This is a genomic window from Calothrix sp. UHCC 0171 (assembly GCF_034931845.1).
Taxonomy (GTDB): Bacteria; Cyanobacteriota; Cyanobacteriia; order Cyanobacteriales; family Nostocaceae; genus Brunnivagina.
On record NZ_JAYGHN010000013.1, the window covers coordinates 65355 to 83918 of the forward strand.

Annotated in this window: 11 protein-coding genes; 9 read left to right on the forward strand and 2 right to left on the reverse strand. The window is 42.4% G+C overall.

Annotation, left to right across the window (positions count from 1 at the left end; genetic code table 11):
• Nucleotides 1–387: 387 nt before the first annotated feature.
• From typA to murI, 5 genes are all read left to right on the forward strand, one after another.
• Nucleotides 388–2181: a translational GTPase TypA gene (gene typA, locus VB733_RS12280; RefSeq protein WP_096617518.1), complete on the forward strand. Its 1794-nt coding sequence runs from the start codon at nt 388–390 to the stop codon at nt 2179–2181.
• 255 nt (nt 2182–2436) lie between these two features.
• Nucleotides 2437–3828 (forward strand): cation:proton antiporter, encoded by a 1392-nt coding sequence (locus tag VB733_RS12285; protein ID WP_323340367.1) that lies wholly within the window; start codon nt 2437–2439, stop codon nt 3826–3828.
• Nucleotides 3829–4291: 463 nt separating this feature from the next.
• On the forward strand, nt 4292–6196 hold the full coding sequence (locus VB733_RS12290) for an N-acetylmuramoyl-L-alanine amidase (RefSeq protein ID WP_323340368.1): 1905 nt from the start codon (nt 4292–4294) through the stop codon (nt 6194–6196).
• Nucleotides 6197–7029: 833 nt separating this feature from the next.
• Nucleotides 7030–8952, forward strand: coding sequence for an N-acetylmuramoyl-L-alanine amidase (locus VB733_RS12295; protein ID WP_323340369.1), 1923 nt, complete (start codon nt 7030–7032; stop codon nt 8950–8952).
• A 174-nt stretch (nt 8953–9126) separates the two neighbouring features.
• Complete coding sequence (gene murI / locus VB733_RS12300) at nt 9127–10008, forward strand: glutamate racemase (RefSeq protein WP_323340370.1); 882 nt, start codon at nt 9127–9129, stop codon at nt 10006–10008.
• Between the two features lie 125 nt (nt 10009–10133).
• On the opposite strand, the gene VB733_RS12305 is transcribed toward murI, so the two are convergent.
• On the reverse strand, nt 10134–10301 hold the full coding sequence (locus VB733_RS12305; RefSeq protein WP_323340371.1) for a hypothetical protein: 168 nt from the start codon (nt 10299–10301) through the stop codon (nt 10134–10136).
• A 1356-nt stretch (nt 10302–11657) separates the two neighbouring features.
• Between VB733_RS12305 and sds the strand changes: the two genes are divergently transcribed.
• Entirely contained in the window at nt 11658–12629 is a 972-nt protein-coding gene (gene sds / locus VB733_RS12310; RefSeq protein WP_323340372.1) for a solanesyl diphosphate synthase, read from the forward strand.
• Between the two features lie 94 nt (nt 12630–12723).
• Here the strand turns inward: sds and VB733_RS12315 are convergent, their stop codons facing one another.
• Complete coding sequence (locus VB733_RS12315) at nt 12724–13197, reverse strand: hypothetical protein (RefSeq protein ID WP_323340373.1); 474 nt, start codon at nt 13195–13197, stop codon at nt 12724–12726.
• 208 nt (nt 13198–13405) lie between these two features.
• Between VB733_RS12315 and hetZ the strand changes: the two genes are divergently transcribed.
• From hetZ to VB733_RS12330, 3 genes are all read left to right on the forward strand, one after another.
• Nucleotides 13406–14596 (forward strand): heterocyst differentiation protein HetZ, encoded by a 1191-nt coding sequence (gene hetZ, locus VB733_RS12320; RefSeq protein WP_323340374.1) that lies wholly within the window; start codon nt 13406–13408, stop codon nt 14594–14596.
• The gene (locus tag VB733_RS12325; protein WP_323340375.1) at nt 14589–15584 is read left to right on the forward strand and encodes a PatU; all 996 of its coding nucleotides are present in this window, start codon (nt 14589–14591) and stop codon (nt 15582–15584) included. Before hetZ ends, VB733_RS12325 begins: the two co-directional genes overlap by 8 nt.
• 342 nt (nt 15585–15926) lie before the next feature.
• Complete coding sequence (locus VB733_RS12330; RefSeq protein WP_323340376.1) at nt 15927–18263, forward strand: DUF3488 and DUF4129 domain-containing transglutaminase family protein; 2337 nt, start codon at nt 15927–15929, stop codon at nt 18261–18263.
• The last annotated feature ends 301 nt before the right edge of the window (nt 18264–18564 follow it).

The following is an 18564-nucleotide window of genomic DNA, read 5'->3' on the forward strand; positions in this document are numbered from 1 at the left end:
TGCGAAACATGAGTATCATCTCCTGAATATTGTTGACTATAACCACACACTTGGTAAAAATACAATTTTCAAAAATTACGAAGAATAAAATGGGTAGTTTAAGAGAAGTTTAAAGTATTTAAACTTACCCAATAAATTTATCCAATAAATATCTAAGCACCATATTGATTTGATACTTGCAATCAAAAGTGTTGTACACTCCGCGTTCACATTTCCATCCGTCGCACCAAAAAAAATCTCTCACTTTACAAACCACTCCGAACGGTTAACGATACGATAGAATTATTAAAGCTTGTTTACAGAACTATCAAAAAAATCCGACTTCTGTTATGGCAGGCATGTAAAAACTAATATCTAAAAACCATCTACAGTACCAAAACGCGCACTATGACGCTCCCTATCCGTAACGTCGCTATTATCGCCCACGTAGACCACGGCAAAACCACCTTGGTTGATGCCCTCTTGAGACAATCCGGCATTTTCCGCGAAGGCGAAGACGTTCCGGATTGCGTCATGGACTCAAACGACTTGGAGCGCGAGCGCGGCATTACTATTCTCTCCAAGAATACAGCTGTTAAATATGGCGAGACTCTAATTAATATTGTCGATACTCCTGGACACGCTGACTTCGGTGGCGAAGTTGAACGGGTATTAGGCATGGTTGACGGTTGTATCTTAATCGTTGACGCAAACGAAGGTCCAATGCCACAAACACGCTTCGTATTGAAAAAAGCGCTCGAAAAAGGTCTTCGTCCGATTGTCGTTGTTAACAAAATCGATCGCCCCCAAGCTGAACCCCACAGTGCAATTGATAAAGTCCTCGACTTGTTCCTCGAACTAGGTGCGGATGATGACCAGTGTGACTTCCCTTATCTGTTTGCTTCTGGTTTATCTGGATTTGCAAAAGATAAGTTGGAAGACGAATCCAAAGACATGAAACCCTTGTTCGAGGCAATTTTACGCCATGTTCCACCCCCAGTTGGTGACGTAAACAAACCTTTACAGCTGCAAGTTACCACCCTCGATTATTCCGAATATTTGGGACGTATCATTATTGGTCGTATCCACAACGGTGTGATTCGGATGGGACAACAAGCAGCACTCGTCACAGAAACAGGTGCTATAGTCAAAGCCAAAGTTTCCAAATTGATGGGCTTTGAAGGCTTGAAGCGGGTAGAAATGCAAGAAGCCAGTGCTGGTTATATTGTTGCCGTTGCTGGTTTTGCGGATGCGAATATTGGTGAAACCATCACCGATCCTAACGATCCACAAGCATTGCCACTAATTAAAGTGGACGAACCAACTTTACAAATGACCTTCTGGGTAAATGATTCACCTTTTGCTGGACAAGAAGGCAAATTGGTGACATCAAGACAGGTACGCGATCGCTTGATGCGCGAACTGGAAACCAACGTAGCTTTGCGTGTGGAAGAAACTGACTCCCCTGACAAATTCTTAGTTTCGGGACGGGGTGAACTACACTTGGGTATCTTAATCGAAACGATGCGTCGTGAAGGTTATGAATTTCAAGTTTCCCAACCACAGGTAATTTACCGCGAAGTAAATGGACAACCCTGCGAGCCTTATGAATTGTTAGTTTTAGACATTCCTGAAGAAGCAGTGGGTAGCTGCATCGAACGTCTGGGACAACGTAAAGGCGAAATGCAGGATATGCAAGTCGGTGGTAATGGACGTACAAACCTCGAATTTGTGATTCCTGCCCGTGGTTTGATTGGTTTCCGGGGTGAGTTCATGCGGATGACTCGTGGTGAAGGTATCATGAACCACAGTTTCTTGGAGTATCGCGGTTTAAGTGGCGAAATTGAAGCCCGCAATAAAGGGGTGTTAATTTCCTTCGAGGAAGGTGTTTCCACATTCTACGCCATGAAAAACGCTGAAGATAGAGGCGCTTTCTTTATTACTCCTGGTACCAAAGTTTACAAAGGCATGATTGTTGGTGAACATAATCGTCCCCAAGATTTGGAATTGAATGTTTGTAAAACCAAGCAATTAACCAACCACCGTGCATCGGGCGGTGAAGAATTAGTGCAGTTACAAGCTCCTATAGATATGAGTTTGGAACGTGCCCTAGAATACATCGGTCCAGATGAATTGGTGGAAGTAACGCCACAGTCAATTCGTTTGCGGAAAATGGCAAAAAAGCTCGCTGGTAGAAGATAAAGCGATTGTGGATGAGTAATTTTGGGTTAGTGTATAGTCCAAATTTCTCAAATCTACATCACACATAACTCAATTGAGAAAGCCCGCAAATGCGGGTTTTTTATTGGGTATTGGGCACTTTATCCCCGTTTGTCAAAAATCTGGCAACAGATACAGATATATCTCCGTGTCTCCTTCCCGTACCCGCGCCCTCATTTACTCCCCACTCCTCACTTCCCAATTGATACAGTAGAGAGATGGTTTTTAGCAGAGGCAATGCAGTTAGATTTAATGACTATTCCATTATCTTCATTACCTTTACTCGCATCTACAACCGAGACAGCAGATGGTTCACTCGTTTTAGCGTCCGTCCTGTTGAGTTTAGTCGTAATTTACTTTGCCAGCAAACTTGGCGGAGAATTATCAAATCGTGTTGGTTTGCCCCCTGTTTTGGGTGAACTCGTTGGCGGTGTCGTTGTTGGAGTTTCAGCACTACATTTACTCGTGTTTCCAGGGGAAAATGTCGATGCTTCAAGTTCACTGATTATGCAGTTTTTGCAATTTAGTGACGGCTTAACTCCGGAAGCTGCCAATGGCGTGTTTCAAGCCCAATCAGAAGTCATTTCGGTACTAGCAGAAATAGGTGTAATTATCCTGCTGTTTGAAATTGGCTTGGAGTCAAATCTCAAGGATTTAATGGCAGTTGGCATCCAAGCAGTAGTAGTGGCTTGTATTGGGGTTGCTGTGCCTTTTGCGGCTGGTACTGCTGGGTTGATGATATTTTTTGGAATTTCGGCTGTTCCGGCGATATTTGCAGGTGCTGCATTGACAGCCACAAGTATCGGTATTACTTCCAGGGTACTTTCGGAACTTGGTAGACTGAATTCCAAAGAAGGGCAAATTATTCTTGGCGCTGCTGTCATTGATGACATTTTAGGAATTATTGTGCTAGCTGTCGTGGCGAGTTTAGCCAAAGATGGTGTAGTAGATGTTTCCAAAGTCATTTATTTAATTATTGCCGCCACCGGATTTTTAGTAGGCGCGATCGCTCTTGGTAGTATATTTAGTAAAAGCTTTATTGCAGTTGTTGAGAGACTCAAAACCCGTGGCGATTTGATTTTACCTGCATTTATTTTCGCCTTTGTCATGGCATATATCGCCGCAGCGATTCATCTAGAAGCAATTTTAGGTTCTTTTGCCGCAGGTTTAGTGCTGGATGAAAACGACAAACGCAACGAATTACAGGAGCAAGTTGTCCCTATCGCTGATATGCTCGTACCTGTTTTCTTTGTCACAGTTGGCGCAAGAACTGACTTAAGTGTCCTCAATCCAGCGATTCCCGCCAACCGCGAAGGTTTAGTAATGGCTATATTTCTCGTGGCGATCGCAATTATTGGCAAAATTGTCACTGGTTTAGGTGTGTTCGGACAGGGAAAAATCAATCGTTTGGCTATTGGCGTGGGGATGATACCCCGTGGCGAAGTTGGATTAGTCTTTTTGGGTATCGGCTCCAGCACGGGAGCTTTATCTAAACCCCTAGAAGCTGCCATTATTATGATGGTAATTTTTACAACTTTTGTAGCGCCACCTTTACTGAGGTTTGTATTCCCAGACCCTGATATAAACCTTGTCACGGTTAGTTCCGATAAACCAGCCCTAGAAGATTAGGGTATTAGGTAATACCAAAAATAAATTATTCCACAGGGTGGGGATGGGAGAAACCCGTCCCCACTATTGATATGATTAGCAAATTTATAATTGGATTTTTTGATTATATTTTTTGATGTACGAGTCCCTGAAGTCACTTGAGGCTAATACTAACTTTCTCAATCTTGCAATTGTCATGAATTGGGATTGACTAAAGAGTCCTGATTCTGATTATCTCTTTGTTGGTGGATTACTAATGCTGAGTAAGGCTTTAGAGACAAGTCTAATCCTAAAAGCAGATCGCAGCATCGAAATTTGAAAGGTTTATGTTAGCATGTGACGCTACTAGCTGTATTTGTCACTTTAGATGTATCCAGCATCGGTGCGTCTTCAGTTATGTGTCTTTTAGGGTGACTGCATGAGGATTTGCCAATGCTGTCTTCAGATTGACAACTCCCATAAAATTGAATCAGGAGAAAACACTGTGAAACTACATTGGTTACTATCTGGTACTGTTGTAACTATCTTCATGCTATCGTCGCCTAGTCGTGCTGCAACGCTCGAATCTTGGCGGTTTGATTCCAGTCAAAATCGACTGGAAATTAATACCGATACGGGAGTTCAGCCCCAAGCCCAATTAGTATTTAACCCAACACGTTTGGTCATAGATTTACCAGGGGTAAAATTTGAACGCAGACAGGTGATACAACCTGCATCTGGTGCATATCGATCGCTACGGGTGGGACAATTTAATCAGGAAATGTCTCGCATTGTTGTTGAACTCGCACCCGGTTATACCATCGACCCCAAGCAAGTTAAATTCGAGAGCAAATCGGCTAATCGCTGGGTGGTTCAATTACCAGAACCCCAAATTGACCGGAATAGTTCCCCAGTCGCCACAAATTCTGCTACAAATATTTATAATTCCGTTGTTCTGGAACAGGACAAGAAACCCGATTCATCCATAACAACTGGTAACATTGCCCAAGGCGCGACTCAAATTGAAAATATCCAAATTACAGGCGACGGTTTCTTCGTGCGGACAAGCGGTGGTAATCCCTTAATTCGTGTGAGCCGCAGTCGCGATCGCCAAACCGTTAATATTGATATTGCGAGTTCATCAATATCAGCAAACTTTTTACAGAGAGATGTTTCCGTTAATCGCTTTGGTGTCAACCGCGTTATTTTCTCACAACTTGATGGCAAAACTCCCATCGTGAGAATGTCGTTGCAGGTAGATAAAGACAGTCCCGACTGGCGAGTGAGTAAAAGCAGTGGTGGTTTAGTTGTACTACCAAATCGCCTGGGTAGTATTTCCAAAGGAGATTCTGGCAATAATAACCCCAATCCACCTATTCCTAGTCCCAACCAACCTTTTCCCGGTATCCCAGCCCCCGAACGCACCGACTCCCCAGCCACAATCCAATCTGTCGAACTAGGGGGTGGAGGTACACAATTAATTATTCGCGCAGATCGAAAACTTACAGCCACGAGTGGTTGGGATCGAACTTCAGGAATGTTCCGCATCACAATTCCTAATGCTCGCCTCACAGCAAACGTTCGTGGACCATCATTAAATAGCGGTAGCCCACTTCTGCGGATTCGACTACAAGAACAACAGGAATCAGGAAGTGTTATCGTCATGCTGCAACCAGCCGCAGGGGTACAAATTGGTCAACTGAATCAGATTACGGGACAGTTTCTCGCCTTAGAATTAAATCGCTATCGTTCCATCCCCCCATTAAACCCACCTTTAGGACTGCCTCCATTTCCTCAACCCAATCCAGGTTCTATCGGTAATCCCCCCAACCCAAATCCCACACCCATACCGCCACCACGACGCAATGATGGGCGATTGGTAGTAATTATTGATCCGGGGCATGGTGGTAAAGACCCAGGAGCGCCTGGGATTGGGGGAACCCAGGAAAAAAATATTATTCTGCCGATTGGCATTAGGGTAGCGCAGATTTTGCAGCAAAATGGGGTACAAGCTGTGATGACACGCAATGCTGACTACTTTGTCACCTTACAAGGGCGTGTTGATATGGCAGAGAGAGCCAATGCGGATGTTTTTGTGAGCATACATGCCAATTCGGCTGGTGCAAGTCGTCCGGATGTGAATGGATTGGAAACGTATTATTACGACAGTGGTCTGGGTCTTGCTCGCATCGTCCACAATAATATACTTCAAAGTCTGAATATTCGAGACAGAGGAGTCAGACGAGCGCGTTTCTATGTTCTCAGAAAAAGTTCTATGCCCTCAATTTTAGTTGAGACGGGCTATATGACTGGACAAGAGGACATCGCCAGGTTACAAACACCCCAGTATCAGGCGCAAATGGCAGATGCGATCGCGCGAGGCATCCTCCAATATCTCCGCCAACGATAGACACTTTTGAATACCTAAAACCTCTCAAGTCAATCAATCCTGAATTCTCATGTTTAAACAGAACACATTTTTTTGAAAAATGCAACTAAAACTGTTAAATATAAGCTAACTTAGGCATTGGTCATTGGACATTAGGTATTGGGTGTAACGAACAAATGACAACGAACAAACGACTACTATACTAGACATGGTTAAAAATTGGACTTTGCAAAATGGCTATTAGCTTTTGGCAGTTAGCTTTGAACTAACAGCTAATAACTCACTGCGATCAGTTATAACTAAAGGCGCTTCAGTTTACTATTTTCTTGTACTGAAAATTAATTTAGTGTTTGAATTTGCAAATTATGGATTGACTTTGTAGTTAAAATATGAAACTTTGTGGCGGAATATACCATCTAATCATCAAGAACTCAAATCTAATATTACTCAGTAAATAAGTCAGAGTTGGAATTTCAGGCTTGGAGTTAATTCTATCTTCTATACTATTTACAAGTATAATCTGATGCTTAATAAAGTACGTTTTAGCGACTTAATAGACTCAATAGTATTTAAATTTGTCAAGGTCAATATGCTTGCCCTTTGGGGAAGCAAGCTATGCGTCGTATCTTTGTAAATCTAATCGCAAAGCAAGTAAAAACGAAGATACAGCATCGGAAGTTCTGCATAAAAACACCTAGCTCCTCAAAGAAACTTCCTTGATTTTTCAACAAAGGTTTGGGTGGTGAGCTTGTTCCATAGACAGCTAGCAAACCTATAAGGGTGACGGTGTGAGGATTTGCTAACACTTAGACAGAATGACAACTCCCAATTTAATGGACTCAGGAGAAAACACTGTGAAACTACACTGGTTACTACCCAGCACTATTGTTACAGCCTTTATTATTTCGTCACCCGCTCATGCAGCAAAACTTAACTCTTGGCGGTTTGATCAAAATCAAAATCGTTTAGAAATTACAACGGAAGGTGCTGTTCAACCAAAAGCACAGTTAGTATTTAATCCAACTCGATTGGTATTCGACTTACCAGGAACACAATTTGGTCGTCCTCAAGTGAGCCAACCAGTTGGTGGTGCCATTCGGGCGTTACGTGTTGGGCAATTTGATAAAGACACCACTCGTATTGTTGTCGAACTTGCTTCTGGCTATACTCTTAACCCCCAACAAGTTAAAGTTGTTGGTGTTAGTCCAAATCGTTGGACTGTACAGCTACCCAAACCTGAACGGGAACAAGAAGCAGATACGGCAACCACAAATAATGTTTACAACGTAGTTACAACTACTAATTCCAATACTTCTAATTCCAATACTTCTAATTCCAGTAGTCTGCCGAGTCGAACAACAGTAGTGGCAGCCACCGAAATTGGCACCCAAATTGAAAATCTCCAAGTTACGGGCGACGGATTTTTTCTGCGGACAAGCGGTGGTGGCAATCCCCAAATTCGCGTCATTCGTAGCCTAGATAAACGTGCAATAGATATCGATATCAGTGGCGCAACTATTTCACCTCAATTAAAAGAACGCAACTTGTTAGTTAATAAACTAGGTGTAAACCGTGTTCTTTTGTCGCAGTTAAATTCCAAAACACCAACTGTACGAATGCAGCTGCAAGTAGAAAAAGATAGCCCTGATTGGAGAGCATCAAAAAGTGGTAATAACGCTTTCATTGTAATTCCTGGGACACCAGTAGTTCGTTTGCCCGATAGAAATAATAATGCGCCAACAGATAACAATAACAAGCAACCAGATCGACCCGTCAATAATGACATAGCTACAATTCAGTCAGTTGAACTCAACGCCACTGGCACGCAACTCATTGTTCGGGGAGACCAACGTTTAACAGGGAGTGGTGGCTGGGATAGAGCTAGTGGGCTATTCCGGATTACAATTCCTAATGCCAAACTCTCAAAAGATTTACGAGGACCCTCATTGAGTGCCAATAGTGCCGTACTCAGGGTTAAACTCCAACAAGAATCCAATAATAATGTAGCCATATTAGTTCAACCCGCCGCCGGTGTACAAGTGGGACAAGTCAATCAACTAAGTGGTCAATTAATTTCTCTCGATTTGCGGCGCGGTAATATTGTGAGCAGACCCCCAACAAATCCTCCAATTAATCCTCCCGTTGTCCTCCCATTACCACGCCCCAACCCCCAACCGTTACCACCAGGTGGAGGTGTTGTAAATCCACCAAATCCTCAACCCCGGAATCCCGTACCAAAGGGTAAAATACGTGTGGTTATTGACCCTGGACATGGCGGTAAAGACTCAGGCGCACCTGGTATTGGTGGATTATTAGAAAAAAATGTCATTTTACCAATTGGTAAAAGAGTGGCTGCAATTTTGGAGCAAAATGGTGTGCAAGCTGTCATGACAAGGGATGCAGACTATTTTGTAGACTTAAAACCACGGGTTGATTTAGCAGAACGTGTCAATGCGAATTTGTTTGTGAGTATTCATGCCAATTCGATTGGTGGTCGTCCCGAGGTTAATGGCTTGGAGGTATATTACTACGATAGTGGTTATCAATTAGCAGAAGCAGTCAGGAAAACAATGCTTCAAAGCATTCCCACCCTCAAGAACAGAGGTACGCGCAAAGCTAGATTTTATGTACTGCGAAAGAGTTCCATGCCTTCGATATTGGTTGAAGTCGGTTATATGACAGGACGAGAAGATAACCCTCGTCTTGGGACTGTAGAGTATCAGAACAGACTGGCAGATGCGATCGCACGTGGCATTCTCCAATACCTAAAAAGATAAAGGCTATTGACAATTAGTGATGCCCGATAACGGACACTTTCTTTCCCCCAGGGAAATAATCCACAGAAGTGTCCTCCCCACTTTTCATATTTCGGATCAAAATCCTTGGCTAAATAATTGTTGAATTGCAATAAATCCTGTATCTTTAATCAAAACACAAAACAATAATTACCAGTGTTTCCATCTTCCTTATTTGAAGGCAATTTTTTCCAATTTTCCGATCAAGAACCCCAACGTGCCCCCATTGGAGTCTTTGACAGTGGTGTGGGGGGTTTAACGGTACTACGCGAACTCTATCGCCAACTTCCCCAGGAGTCAATTATCTACTGTGGAGATACGGCACGACTGCCTTATGGGATTCGCTCGCAAGCTGAAATTATCCAGTTTAATCGCGAAATTCTCACCTGGATGCAAAGTCAAGGTGTAAAAATGGCTGTTATGGCATGCAATACTAGCTCTGCCCTGGCACTAGAAATTATTCGCGAAGAATTTAATTTTCCAATTATTGGAGTAATTCTCTCAGGTGCAAGGGCTGCCATACAAAAAGGTAAACGTATTGGCGTTATCGCCACTCCCGCAACTGCCAAAAGTAATGCATACAAAAACGCTATCCTGGAAATTGACCCCGAACTGCAAGTTTGGCAAGTTAGTTGCCCGGAGTTTGTTCCTTTAATTGAACAAAATCGTATTCACGATCCTTATACAATAGAGGTAGCCCGTTCTTACCTGGAGCCTCTCATTGATCGCGAAATAGACACCTTAGTCTATGGCTGTACGCACTATCCTCACTTGTCTCCCATATTGCGATCGCTCCTTCCCAATCATGTCAACTTAATAGACCCAGCAGTACATGTTGCCACTGCTTGTGCTCAAGAACTCGAATTATTAAGTTTAAGAAATAACCATCCACCAATGCCAACTCGTTTTGTCGTCACTGGTTGTCCACAGCAATTTTCCCAATCATCCATTAATTGGCTCGGCTGCACTCCCACCGTTGAAGTCATCCATTTTAGCGAGATTGCCGTCTCCAGCACTCGACAAGATGCGATCAATTAATGGGATGGTTAATATGAATAGCTAATGTTATGAATACGTGGTTACAATCACAGCCAGTTCAGAAAGTGTAGTGTACCCTATCTGGGAAGACACTATACTTTCTTCCAGCTTCTGATTTAACTAATTTATTGACCATTAACTATTTCTGTAACACTAGATGTCACCGAAACATTTGCATCTTTGGTCTCAATTCTTGGACTACTACGTTTAGCTAATGCTAATAATAGATAGATTGAAAATAAATATCCGGTAGCTAATAAAACAATCATAATAGGCATTTTCACGTACAACATCTCTTTACCATCTGCTTTGTCTACGCAATTGCAAGTTATCCGCGTTCATGCAATTCCAGCCCTCAATATCAATTATTGACAGCAAAAATGCCCATTACTATGAAGCACTGGAATGGAAGAACTTTGAAGTTAACTGAGTGTTAACTTCATTTGTGATTATTTTTTTCTACAGATTTACTGCCATCAAGCATCCGAACCGCCAAATAGCTATTTACGGCTGAGAAGGCAGTTCTCTCAAATCTGCATGTTCTGAGTATTTTTCCCTACTACAAAGTAGGATATATTGCCTTTAATTGTAATCAAAGGCTAAGGTTGAAACCTGCTGGGATAGCCGTAAGACACAAGCAACTTGCCTACAAAAGTTGTATCCAAGCTGACGAATCTCAGTAGCTACTTAGCTTTATCGATTCAACCATGTTGATTTCTATTTATGTACAAATCAAGACGGCTATAAGCCCTAAAAGAGCGATAAACCTTCCTGAAGTGAATAACAAAAATTTTGAAGTCCCTTGACATTAGCGTAACATAACCGCCTCACCTTTTCGAGTGGTTAGCTGTTAATTTTGAAAAATTCTCTTTAATGCCAGTATAAAATCAACTGAATCGATTTTCTGACATCACAACAATCACTAAGTGTGGTTAGTGCGATCGCTACTGTGAGCTAAAATTAAACTTTAGTTTTCCTCACCCAATTGATTTTCTAAAGCAAATTTTGCCTCTAATAGCTAGAGAACCAATCAAAACTTCAATCAAATTACAGACTCAAAATATACTGGTATTTTTTCAATATCAATGTATAAATCTAAACTTGATTATACTATAAAATTAAAATGATATGTGGGTGACGATACCAGTTTCAGGTCAAGATAATGAAGTTAGAAAGCTTGACAGAAAAAAGTGTCAAAAACATTTGAGCTAATCATTCAGAACTGACTCACCCAGAAAATCTCATCTCGCCATTGACAAACTAGACCTTATCGGAGGCTAGCAATCACAAAGCCTTATTAGTCGTCACGAGTATCCAAATCGCCTGAAAAGCCGGCATGTTTCCAAGATTTTCAACAGATCACACAACCAACTCAAGTTTTCCCTTTTGCTTTCTATTTCTAAATACAACCCCAAAACACACAATCCGCAAATTCTGTTGTCCAGATTGTAAATATTTGTTAAGCAGTAATTGGCAGGTGAATCTGGTGGATGGGTGGGAAATTTACAATTCCCATAACTTCTGAACCTATTTCCCTTTCACCCTTATACAGCTTTTTCTTGATCAACGCTTTGCAGCAGCACTGCGTTATCTTAAAATGAGTAGAGAATATGTAAACTTTCGTAACTTAAGTCAGAGTCCGCCCATCCATGACCCCAGCTACCTCCTTTTTTACCCCTGTGGAAGCAGACCTGCAAATACTAGCAGAGAACCTGATACAGCTTGTTGGAAATGACCACCCCATCCTCTTTGCGGCGGCAAAACACCTATTTGGAGCTGGGGGAAAGCGTATCAGACCAGCGATCGTTTTGCTAATATCGCGGGCAACCATGTTGCCAAAAGATATTACTCAGCGCCACCGTCGCCTTGCGGAAATCACGGAGATGATCCACACTGCGAGTTTAGTGCATGACGATGTAGTTGATGAATCAGACGTGAGACGTGGTGTTCCCACTATTCATAGTTTGTTTGGCAATCGGATTGCTGTATTAGCAGGAGATTTTTTCTTTGCCCAATCATCTTGGCACTTGGCAAACCTGGATAATTTAGAAGTTGTGAAATTGCTATCACAGGTTTTAATGGACTTTTCAGTTGGAGAAATCCAGCAGGGACTAAATAGATTTGATACTAGTATATCCTTAGAAACATATCTGAAAAAAAGTTATTACAAAACTGCATCTTTAATTGCCAATAGTTCCAAAGCTGCGGGAGTAATCAGTGAAGTTTCATCGGAAATTGCCGAACACCTTTACGAATATGGCAATCATTTGGGTTTAGCATTTCAAATTGTTGACGATATTTTGGATTTTACGAGTTCGACAGATACATTAGGCAAGCCAGCAGGTTCCGACCTCAAAAGTGGTAATCTGACAGCACCAGTTTTGTTTGCATTGGAAGAGCAACCAGCTTTAGAACTAGCAATTGAAAGACAATTTGCTCAAGATGGCGATTTGGAAAAAGCAATGGCTTTGATTCTTGATAGCCAAGGGATTCAGAGGGCAAGAGAGCTAGCAGCGTACCATGCTAAGTCAGCAGTTGAGCATATTTTAGAACTTCCCCCCTCAGAACCACGACAAGCTTTAGCCAATATGGCGGACTTTGTATTAAGCCGGCTTTACTGAAAACTTTGAACTTTACCAAAAATTTATTTTAGCGAGTGACTCATTAATTCCCACAATGTCGCTTGTGACAAGTTAAGCTGATATCTGATAGTTTTTAGGCGATATCAGGAGGAATCGAACTGCGCCCATAGTTTTGTTGGAGCGATCGCTGGAATAAGGCTTGCAGATCCGAGCGTTCAATCTCAACAGTGTTATTGGTCGTGCCAGTCGTCTCAAAAAAAACTATACTATCTACGGGTTCTAATGCTACCAATTGGAACAAAACATGTGTAACAGGAATGGGTGCAACAATTACTTGAGGGTTAGACACAGCATCAATGCTGGCTTTACCATCTTGTAATGTAGGGTAAGCGTATATCACACATTTTTCGAGTTCTGGATTTGCACGGTTGCTTAATGTTGTCATCACCCAGCGTTCATCCATGTCTTGCAGGATATAGTATTGGGAATGACGTAATGAGGAAGCGATCGCGGAAAGGACAGGAGCGATTGCTGTAATCAGTTGTGGTGTTATACCATCTTGGGGTGCTTTGTCAATCAGCAATTGAATTTGTGCTTCTAAGTCCATAAATTACTTGTAAACCGATGGGTAGGTGTTAAGGGTACAGTAAATCAAAGTGCAAACAATCGAACCAGAGTTGGGAATAATAGATTAAACCAAATCTGAAACTTTTGGATATACTTTGCGTTTAGCTTATACGCAAAACCCGAAACTAAACACCCGTCGTCCTACAGGTTGTAAATAGGTATGTTAGGGTCTTTTGAACAACGAGACTATGAATTTAGCCGCAACCACAACTATTCAGGGAGAAAATTCTATCGGCGTGGAGGCGATATTTGAACTCCTCTTCCAGGAGCTTCGACAATCAACCAAAGCTTCGGAGAAAAATTGCCACGATGTGGCAATGCGAATCACTGCCGAAGTCTACCGCATTTGCAGCGAAAGCAAACGCATCCAGGCTTCCGGTGCTATAGAAAGCTCTGCCATGACCCTTGCCCGACATCGGCTCTCCCAGTGCCTACGCTACCATCAGTTGGGTTCCAATCGGGGGCGCGTCGATCTCCACAGTACCTTAAGTGCGATTATTTATCGTTACATTAACCCTCCACAAAGGCAACTGAGCTACCAAGGGCGGTTGACAATTATTGAAGATTTTCTCCAAAGTTTTTATTTGGAAGCACTCAATGCTTTTCGACGCGAAAACCAATTGGGTGCTACCTACCAGCCCCATACCTTGCTGGAATTGGCAGAATACATGGCATTTACAGAACGCTATGGTAAACGCCGCATTCCCTTACCCGGACGACAGCAACAGTTGATTATTCTGCGGGCACAAACTTTTTCCCAACAGCAACCCCCAGAAACCTGTGTCGATATTGAACAAGCAGCTGAAGGTAGTACCAGTGAAGCGGATGGAGCTTGGGAAGACCCCGCAGTACAGCGATTGCGAAGTGCAATGGCAACTCAACCGGAACCGGAACCACAAGAAGACACGCTACGTTCTGTGGTGATTACCGAGTTAATGAGTTATCTAGAGGAACGACAACAAACCGACTGTGCTGATTACTTTACGCTGCGGTTACAGGATATGTCCGCACAGGAAATTGAATCAGTTCTTGGCTTAACCCCCAGACAACGTGATTACTTGCAACAACGTTTCAAATACCATTTGATTCGCTTTGCCCTCTTGCACCGTTGGGAGTTGGTTCATGAATGGCTTGAAGCCGATCTAAAAACTAATTTGGGTTTAACTCCCCAACAATGGGATACCTACATTGCTCAAATGGATGAGAAACAACGGTCTTTATTGGAGTTAAAGCAACAAGGACAACCCGATGAAAAAATTGCCAAAACTTTAGGGTTGTCAATGGCACAACTTCAAAAACGATGGTTTAAAATTCTTGAACAAGCTTGGGAAATTCGTAACTCTTTAGTGTCCGGATCGGGTGCATCTACTCATGAATAGTGACTCAGAATCCTTGCAAAACCAGTTATTCCGGTGGTTATTGGCGGAAACCGCCCTGACATCAGATGATACTTCGGTCGAATGTAAGGAAAATAACGGGGTAGAAAATTTGACCGCTAAAACTACTGATTTAAACAGTAGGGAAGAGCAGTTAGAATGGACACCCCAAACCTTTCAACTAGGAGAAATTCCTACTGTGCAAGAACGTTTCCAAGCCGTCCTTAAACGTCGGTTACAAATTCAAATACAAAACCATCCTCCTTTATTTCCCTGGGAAACTCAGGTAAAAGAATATCCAGATTACGCTGACAATCCATCAGTCAGTTTGGTTCCAGCTTGGGGATGGGCACAAGCCCAAGCTTCGCTGAATTTACCAATTGACTTACCGGAACGGGTTTTTCGGCAATTGCTGGAAAAATGTCAAGCTTTGGTAACTTCTTCATTGCCACTGGGGGCAAAATTAGTTCAGGCAGTGGAGAGTTTGTTTCCCAATGACCCGCATACAATTAACGATTTAGCCGGATTGGTGTTGAGAACTCCTTATCGTTCTGCTGCCTCCAGCCTGGAGGTAATACCCAATTTGGATAGCGATTACTCAGAACTGCAACCCCGTCAGCAAATGGCTGTGTCATTATTAGCAGCTAAACAACTGCTGGATAACTTGACACTAACAATTTCAGCTACTAACCCAGTAATTGAAAGACAGTGGTTGTCCAGTGCTGGAGCGATCGCACTGAGAGTTGAGTACCAAAGCCAAGGTTCGCTCTCACAGCTTTGCGTTCGTGGCAATTTACCCACCAAAGGTAGTCTCAAAGTCGTGGGAAATGGCACCCAAGCAATGGCACAATCTTCCGCTCCCGGCAGCTTGAGCTTAGAAATTACCGATAATGCCAACGCTTCCCAGCCACGGCAACCCTATACTCTCGAAGTCAATTTAACTGAAATTGACGAAAAACCTTTAACATTTTTAATCTTGCCTACACTGTAATAAAAAGCACTGGCACTAAAATTTTAATTTAGCAAACGCCATCAGTTTAGAGATGACGAATCCTGGTTTTAAAGCGTATCCTTGGTTTAAAGAAGCGGTCATAATTTTAGGCACTGACAAGTCGATTTATCGACAATGCAGTGCCTCTAGCGTCTACGGAAAGCAGCATGGTTGAGGGTTAGGAATCGGATTTGGGATTAGTAATTGTGGAATCACACAATTGAGTTTTCTGTAACTAATCTGTCAATATCTTGTTCCAGTATCCCTAATTATACTGAGAAAGTTAGAGTCCGTCGCGTCTACGTTTCTGGATTGCAAACTGTTTGCTGCTTTCTAATCAAAATGTTGAAATTTACCAGGATAAATCGGCTTTGGCGTTTACCTCAATGGATGAATTGGCAGCAAAGTGTGTTTCTGCCATCTGTGTCGGAAATAGAAAGTTCCGTTCCCTTGAGAGTGCTAGTGTTGTTGTTGGTTACTGTAGGGATTATTGCCAAGGATATTGCAGCAGAAACTCAATCGTCTTTTTGGGCAGTACCTTTAAGTATTGTGGGTGCGAGTTGGAGTTACTACCGTCGTCACAATCGCAATGTATCGGTAAAATTTGGTATCGCCATTGGAATGTTAGTAGCACTGGGTGCTTTCTTTGGGCGATTATTGGGGGAGTTGAACGATACACGATTGGTATTAGCGGAATTGTTAATCCAACTCCAGGTACTGCACAGTTATGATATGCCTCGGCGCAAAGATTTAGGCTATTCGATTGTCATTGGGGTGATTTTACTTGGGGTTGCTGCAACTCTGAGTCAAACTTTAGCCTTTGCGCCTGTTCTGTTGGTGTTTTTAGGCGTTGCTTTACCGACTTTAATTTTTGATTATCGATCGCGACTAGGGATTAGCAATTTTCAAGACAAGAAGGAGAAACGGAAGTCTGAAAGGATTTCTGCGGTTCTACCTTCTTATTTTTTATTGTTTACTCTCATCTTGGCGACTGGTTTGGGTATTTTCGCCATTTTACCGAGATTCCCTGGCTATCAGATGCGGATGTTTCCCGTTAGCTCCAATATTGAAGTTAAAGGCAATTTTACAGGACGCAGTATTATCAATCCCGGTTATGTGCGTCAGGGGAATGGTAATGGCAATGGTACAGGAATGGGTAATGGTGGAAATGGTGAACCCGGAAAGGTTGATTCTAGTTACTACTACGGTTTTAACAGTCGCATGAACCAAAATCTGCGTGGTGAAATGAAGCCCAAAGTTGTCATGCGGGTGCGATCGCAAATTGAGGGTTTTTGGCGAGTGCTGGCTTTTGATAAATACACAGGGAAAGGATGGGAAATTTCCCGGAATGAGAATACGCAAACCTTTAAACGTTCCCCTTGGAGTTACCAAATTTTTCTGCCCCGCCGCAACTCTACTGGGACTACTCAAGAGGTAGTACAGACATATGCAGTTGTTGCCGACATGCCAAACTTAGTCCCGGCGATGTCATACCCAAAGGAAGTTTACTTCCCTGCGCCGATGATTGCAGTTGATACTGAGAATAGTTTGCGCGCTCCGGTAAATTTAGTTGATGGTTTTACCTATACTGTGGTTTCCGAAGTTCCAATTCGCGATCGCACATTACTGGGTAAAGCTGGCACGGCATATCCAGCTAGTATTACCAAAAATTATTTAGAGATTCCCAGCGAGATTGCCGACAAAGTTCGCGATCGTACCGAAGAGATATTAGCAGACTATAACAAACATCGAGTTGGGAAATCTGACAAAAGTCTTGATTCTAACTATGAGAAAGCACTTTACCTAGCACAATATCTCAAACAAAACTATAAAATTCCCGAAAGCTTAAACGAGTTTCCTTTTTTGACGGAGAAAGAAGATTTAGTTGAGGCATTTTTATTCAAGTATAAAGGTGGTTATCCCGACCATTTTTCTACAACCTTAACGGTGATGTTGCGCTCAATTGGTATTCCTGCAAGACTCGTAGCTGGCTTTGCTCCGGGACAATTTAATCCATTTACGGGAATGTATATTGTTCGTAATACCGATGCTTACGCGATGACGGAAGTGTATTTCCCTAAATACGGCTGGTTTGCTTTCGATCCCATTCCTAATCATCCCCTAATTCCGCCATCGGTGGAAGAAACTCAGACTTTTTCTGTTCTCCAGCATTTTTGGAAATGGGTAGCGGGTTGGTTGCCTTCACCCATCAGTGGTTTTCTGAATAATCTCTTTGAGGTTATTTTTACCTGGTTGACAAAAACTTTCCTGTGGTTCTTTGGCTTATTTGCCAAAGGTTGGTTTGGTATTGTCCAAGGATTGATTATTGCCACAGCCTTCGGTTTCTCTGGTTGGTTAACATGGCAAGGATGGAGAAAGTTGTGCAATCGCTCTGCCTTAAGGAAATTACCACCAATGGAAAGTCTCTACCAACAAATGTTGCAATGGTCTGATGCCAAAGGTTTGGGCAAACACCCATCACAAACGCCATTAGAATTTGCGAAAGTCTCTTACCAGCAACATACAACTGCTACAGCTGAAGTCATTGATGAAATTTGCCAAGCTTATGTTGATTGGCGTTACGGAGGTTATGCCCCCAATTTACATCGATTGCGATCGCGATTGCAGGAGATGAAAAGAATTACTAACAATAGTGCTTGGTTACAGAGGAGAAGCTGAAAAATTTCTCAATCATCAAATTCGCAATTACATCCGGGAAGGGTTACACCGATACAATTACAGCCACTAAACACTTGTACTGCCACACCAGTCAAAAAAGCTACTTGTAAAGGCTCGTGAAATTAAACCCCAAAATGATGTAACTTGCTTCTCGGAAAGTATTGCGGATTGCGAATTGGTAATTGCTGAGAGTTCTACTCAGGCGCTAATTTCAACGGTTTTGACTAGGTTGTTCACTCTTCAGAGGTTTGATAAATTTTGATAACTTTATTTTTTGTATTATTAGTATAATCATATTCCT

What these genes read in the sequence shown, in the direction of transcription:
- typA (WP_096617518.1), top strand. Translation starts at nt 388, where the DNA reads ATGACGCTCCCTATCCGTAACGTCGCTATTATCGCCCACGTAGACCAC.
- VB733_RS12285 (WP_323340367.1), top strand. Translation starts at nt 2,437, where the DNA reads ATGCAGTTAGATTTAATGACTATTCCATTATCTTCATTACCTTTACTC.
- VB733_RS12305 (WP_323340371.1), bottom strand. Translation starts at nt 10,301, where the DNA reads ATGTTGTACGTGAAAATGCCTATTATGATTGTTTTATTAGCTACCGGA.
- sds (WP_323340372.1), top strand. Translation starts at nt 11,658, where the DNA reads ATGACCCCAGCTACCTCCTTTTTTACCCCTGTGGAAGCAGACCTGCAA.
- VB733_RS12315 (WP_323340373.1), bottom strand. Translation starts at nt 13,197, where the DNA reads ATGGACTTAGAAGCACAAATTCAATTGCTGATTGACAAAGCACCCCAA.
- hetZ (WP_323340374.1), top strand. Translation starts at nt 13,406, where the DNA reads ATGAATTTAGCCGCAACCACAACTATTCAGGGAGAAAATTCTATCGGC.
- VB733_RS12325 (WP_323340375.1), top strand. Translation starts at nt 14,589, where the DNA reads ATGAATAGTGACTCAGAATCCTTGCAAAACCAGTTATTCCGGTGGTTA.
- VB733_RS12330 (WP_323340376.1), top strand. Translation starts at nt 15,927, where the DNA reads ATGTTGAAATTTACCAGGATAAATCGGCTTTGGCGTTTACCTCAATGG.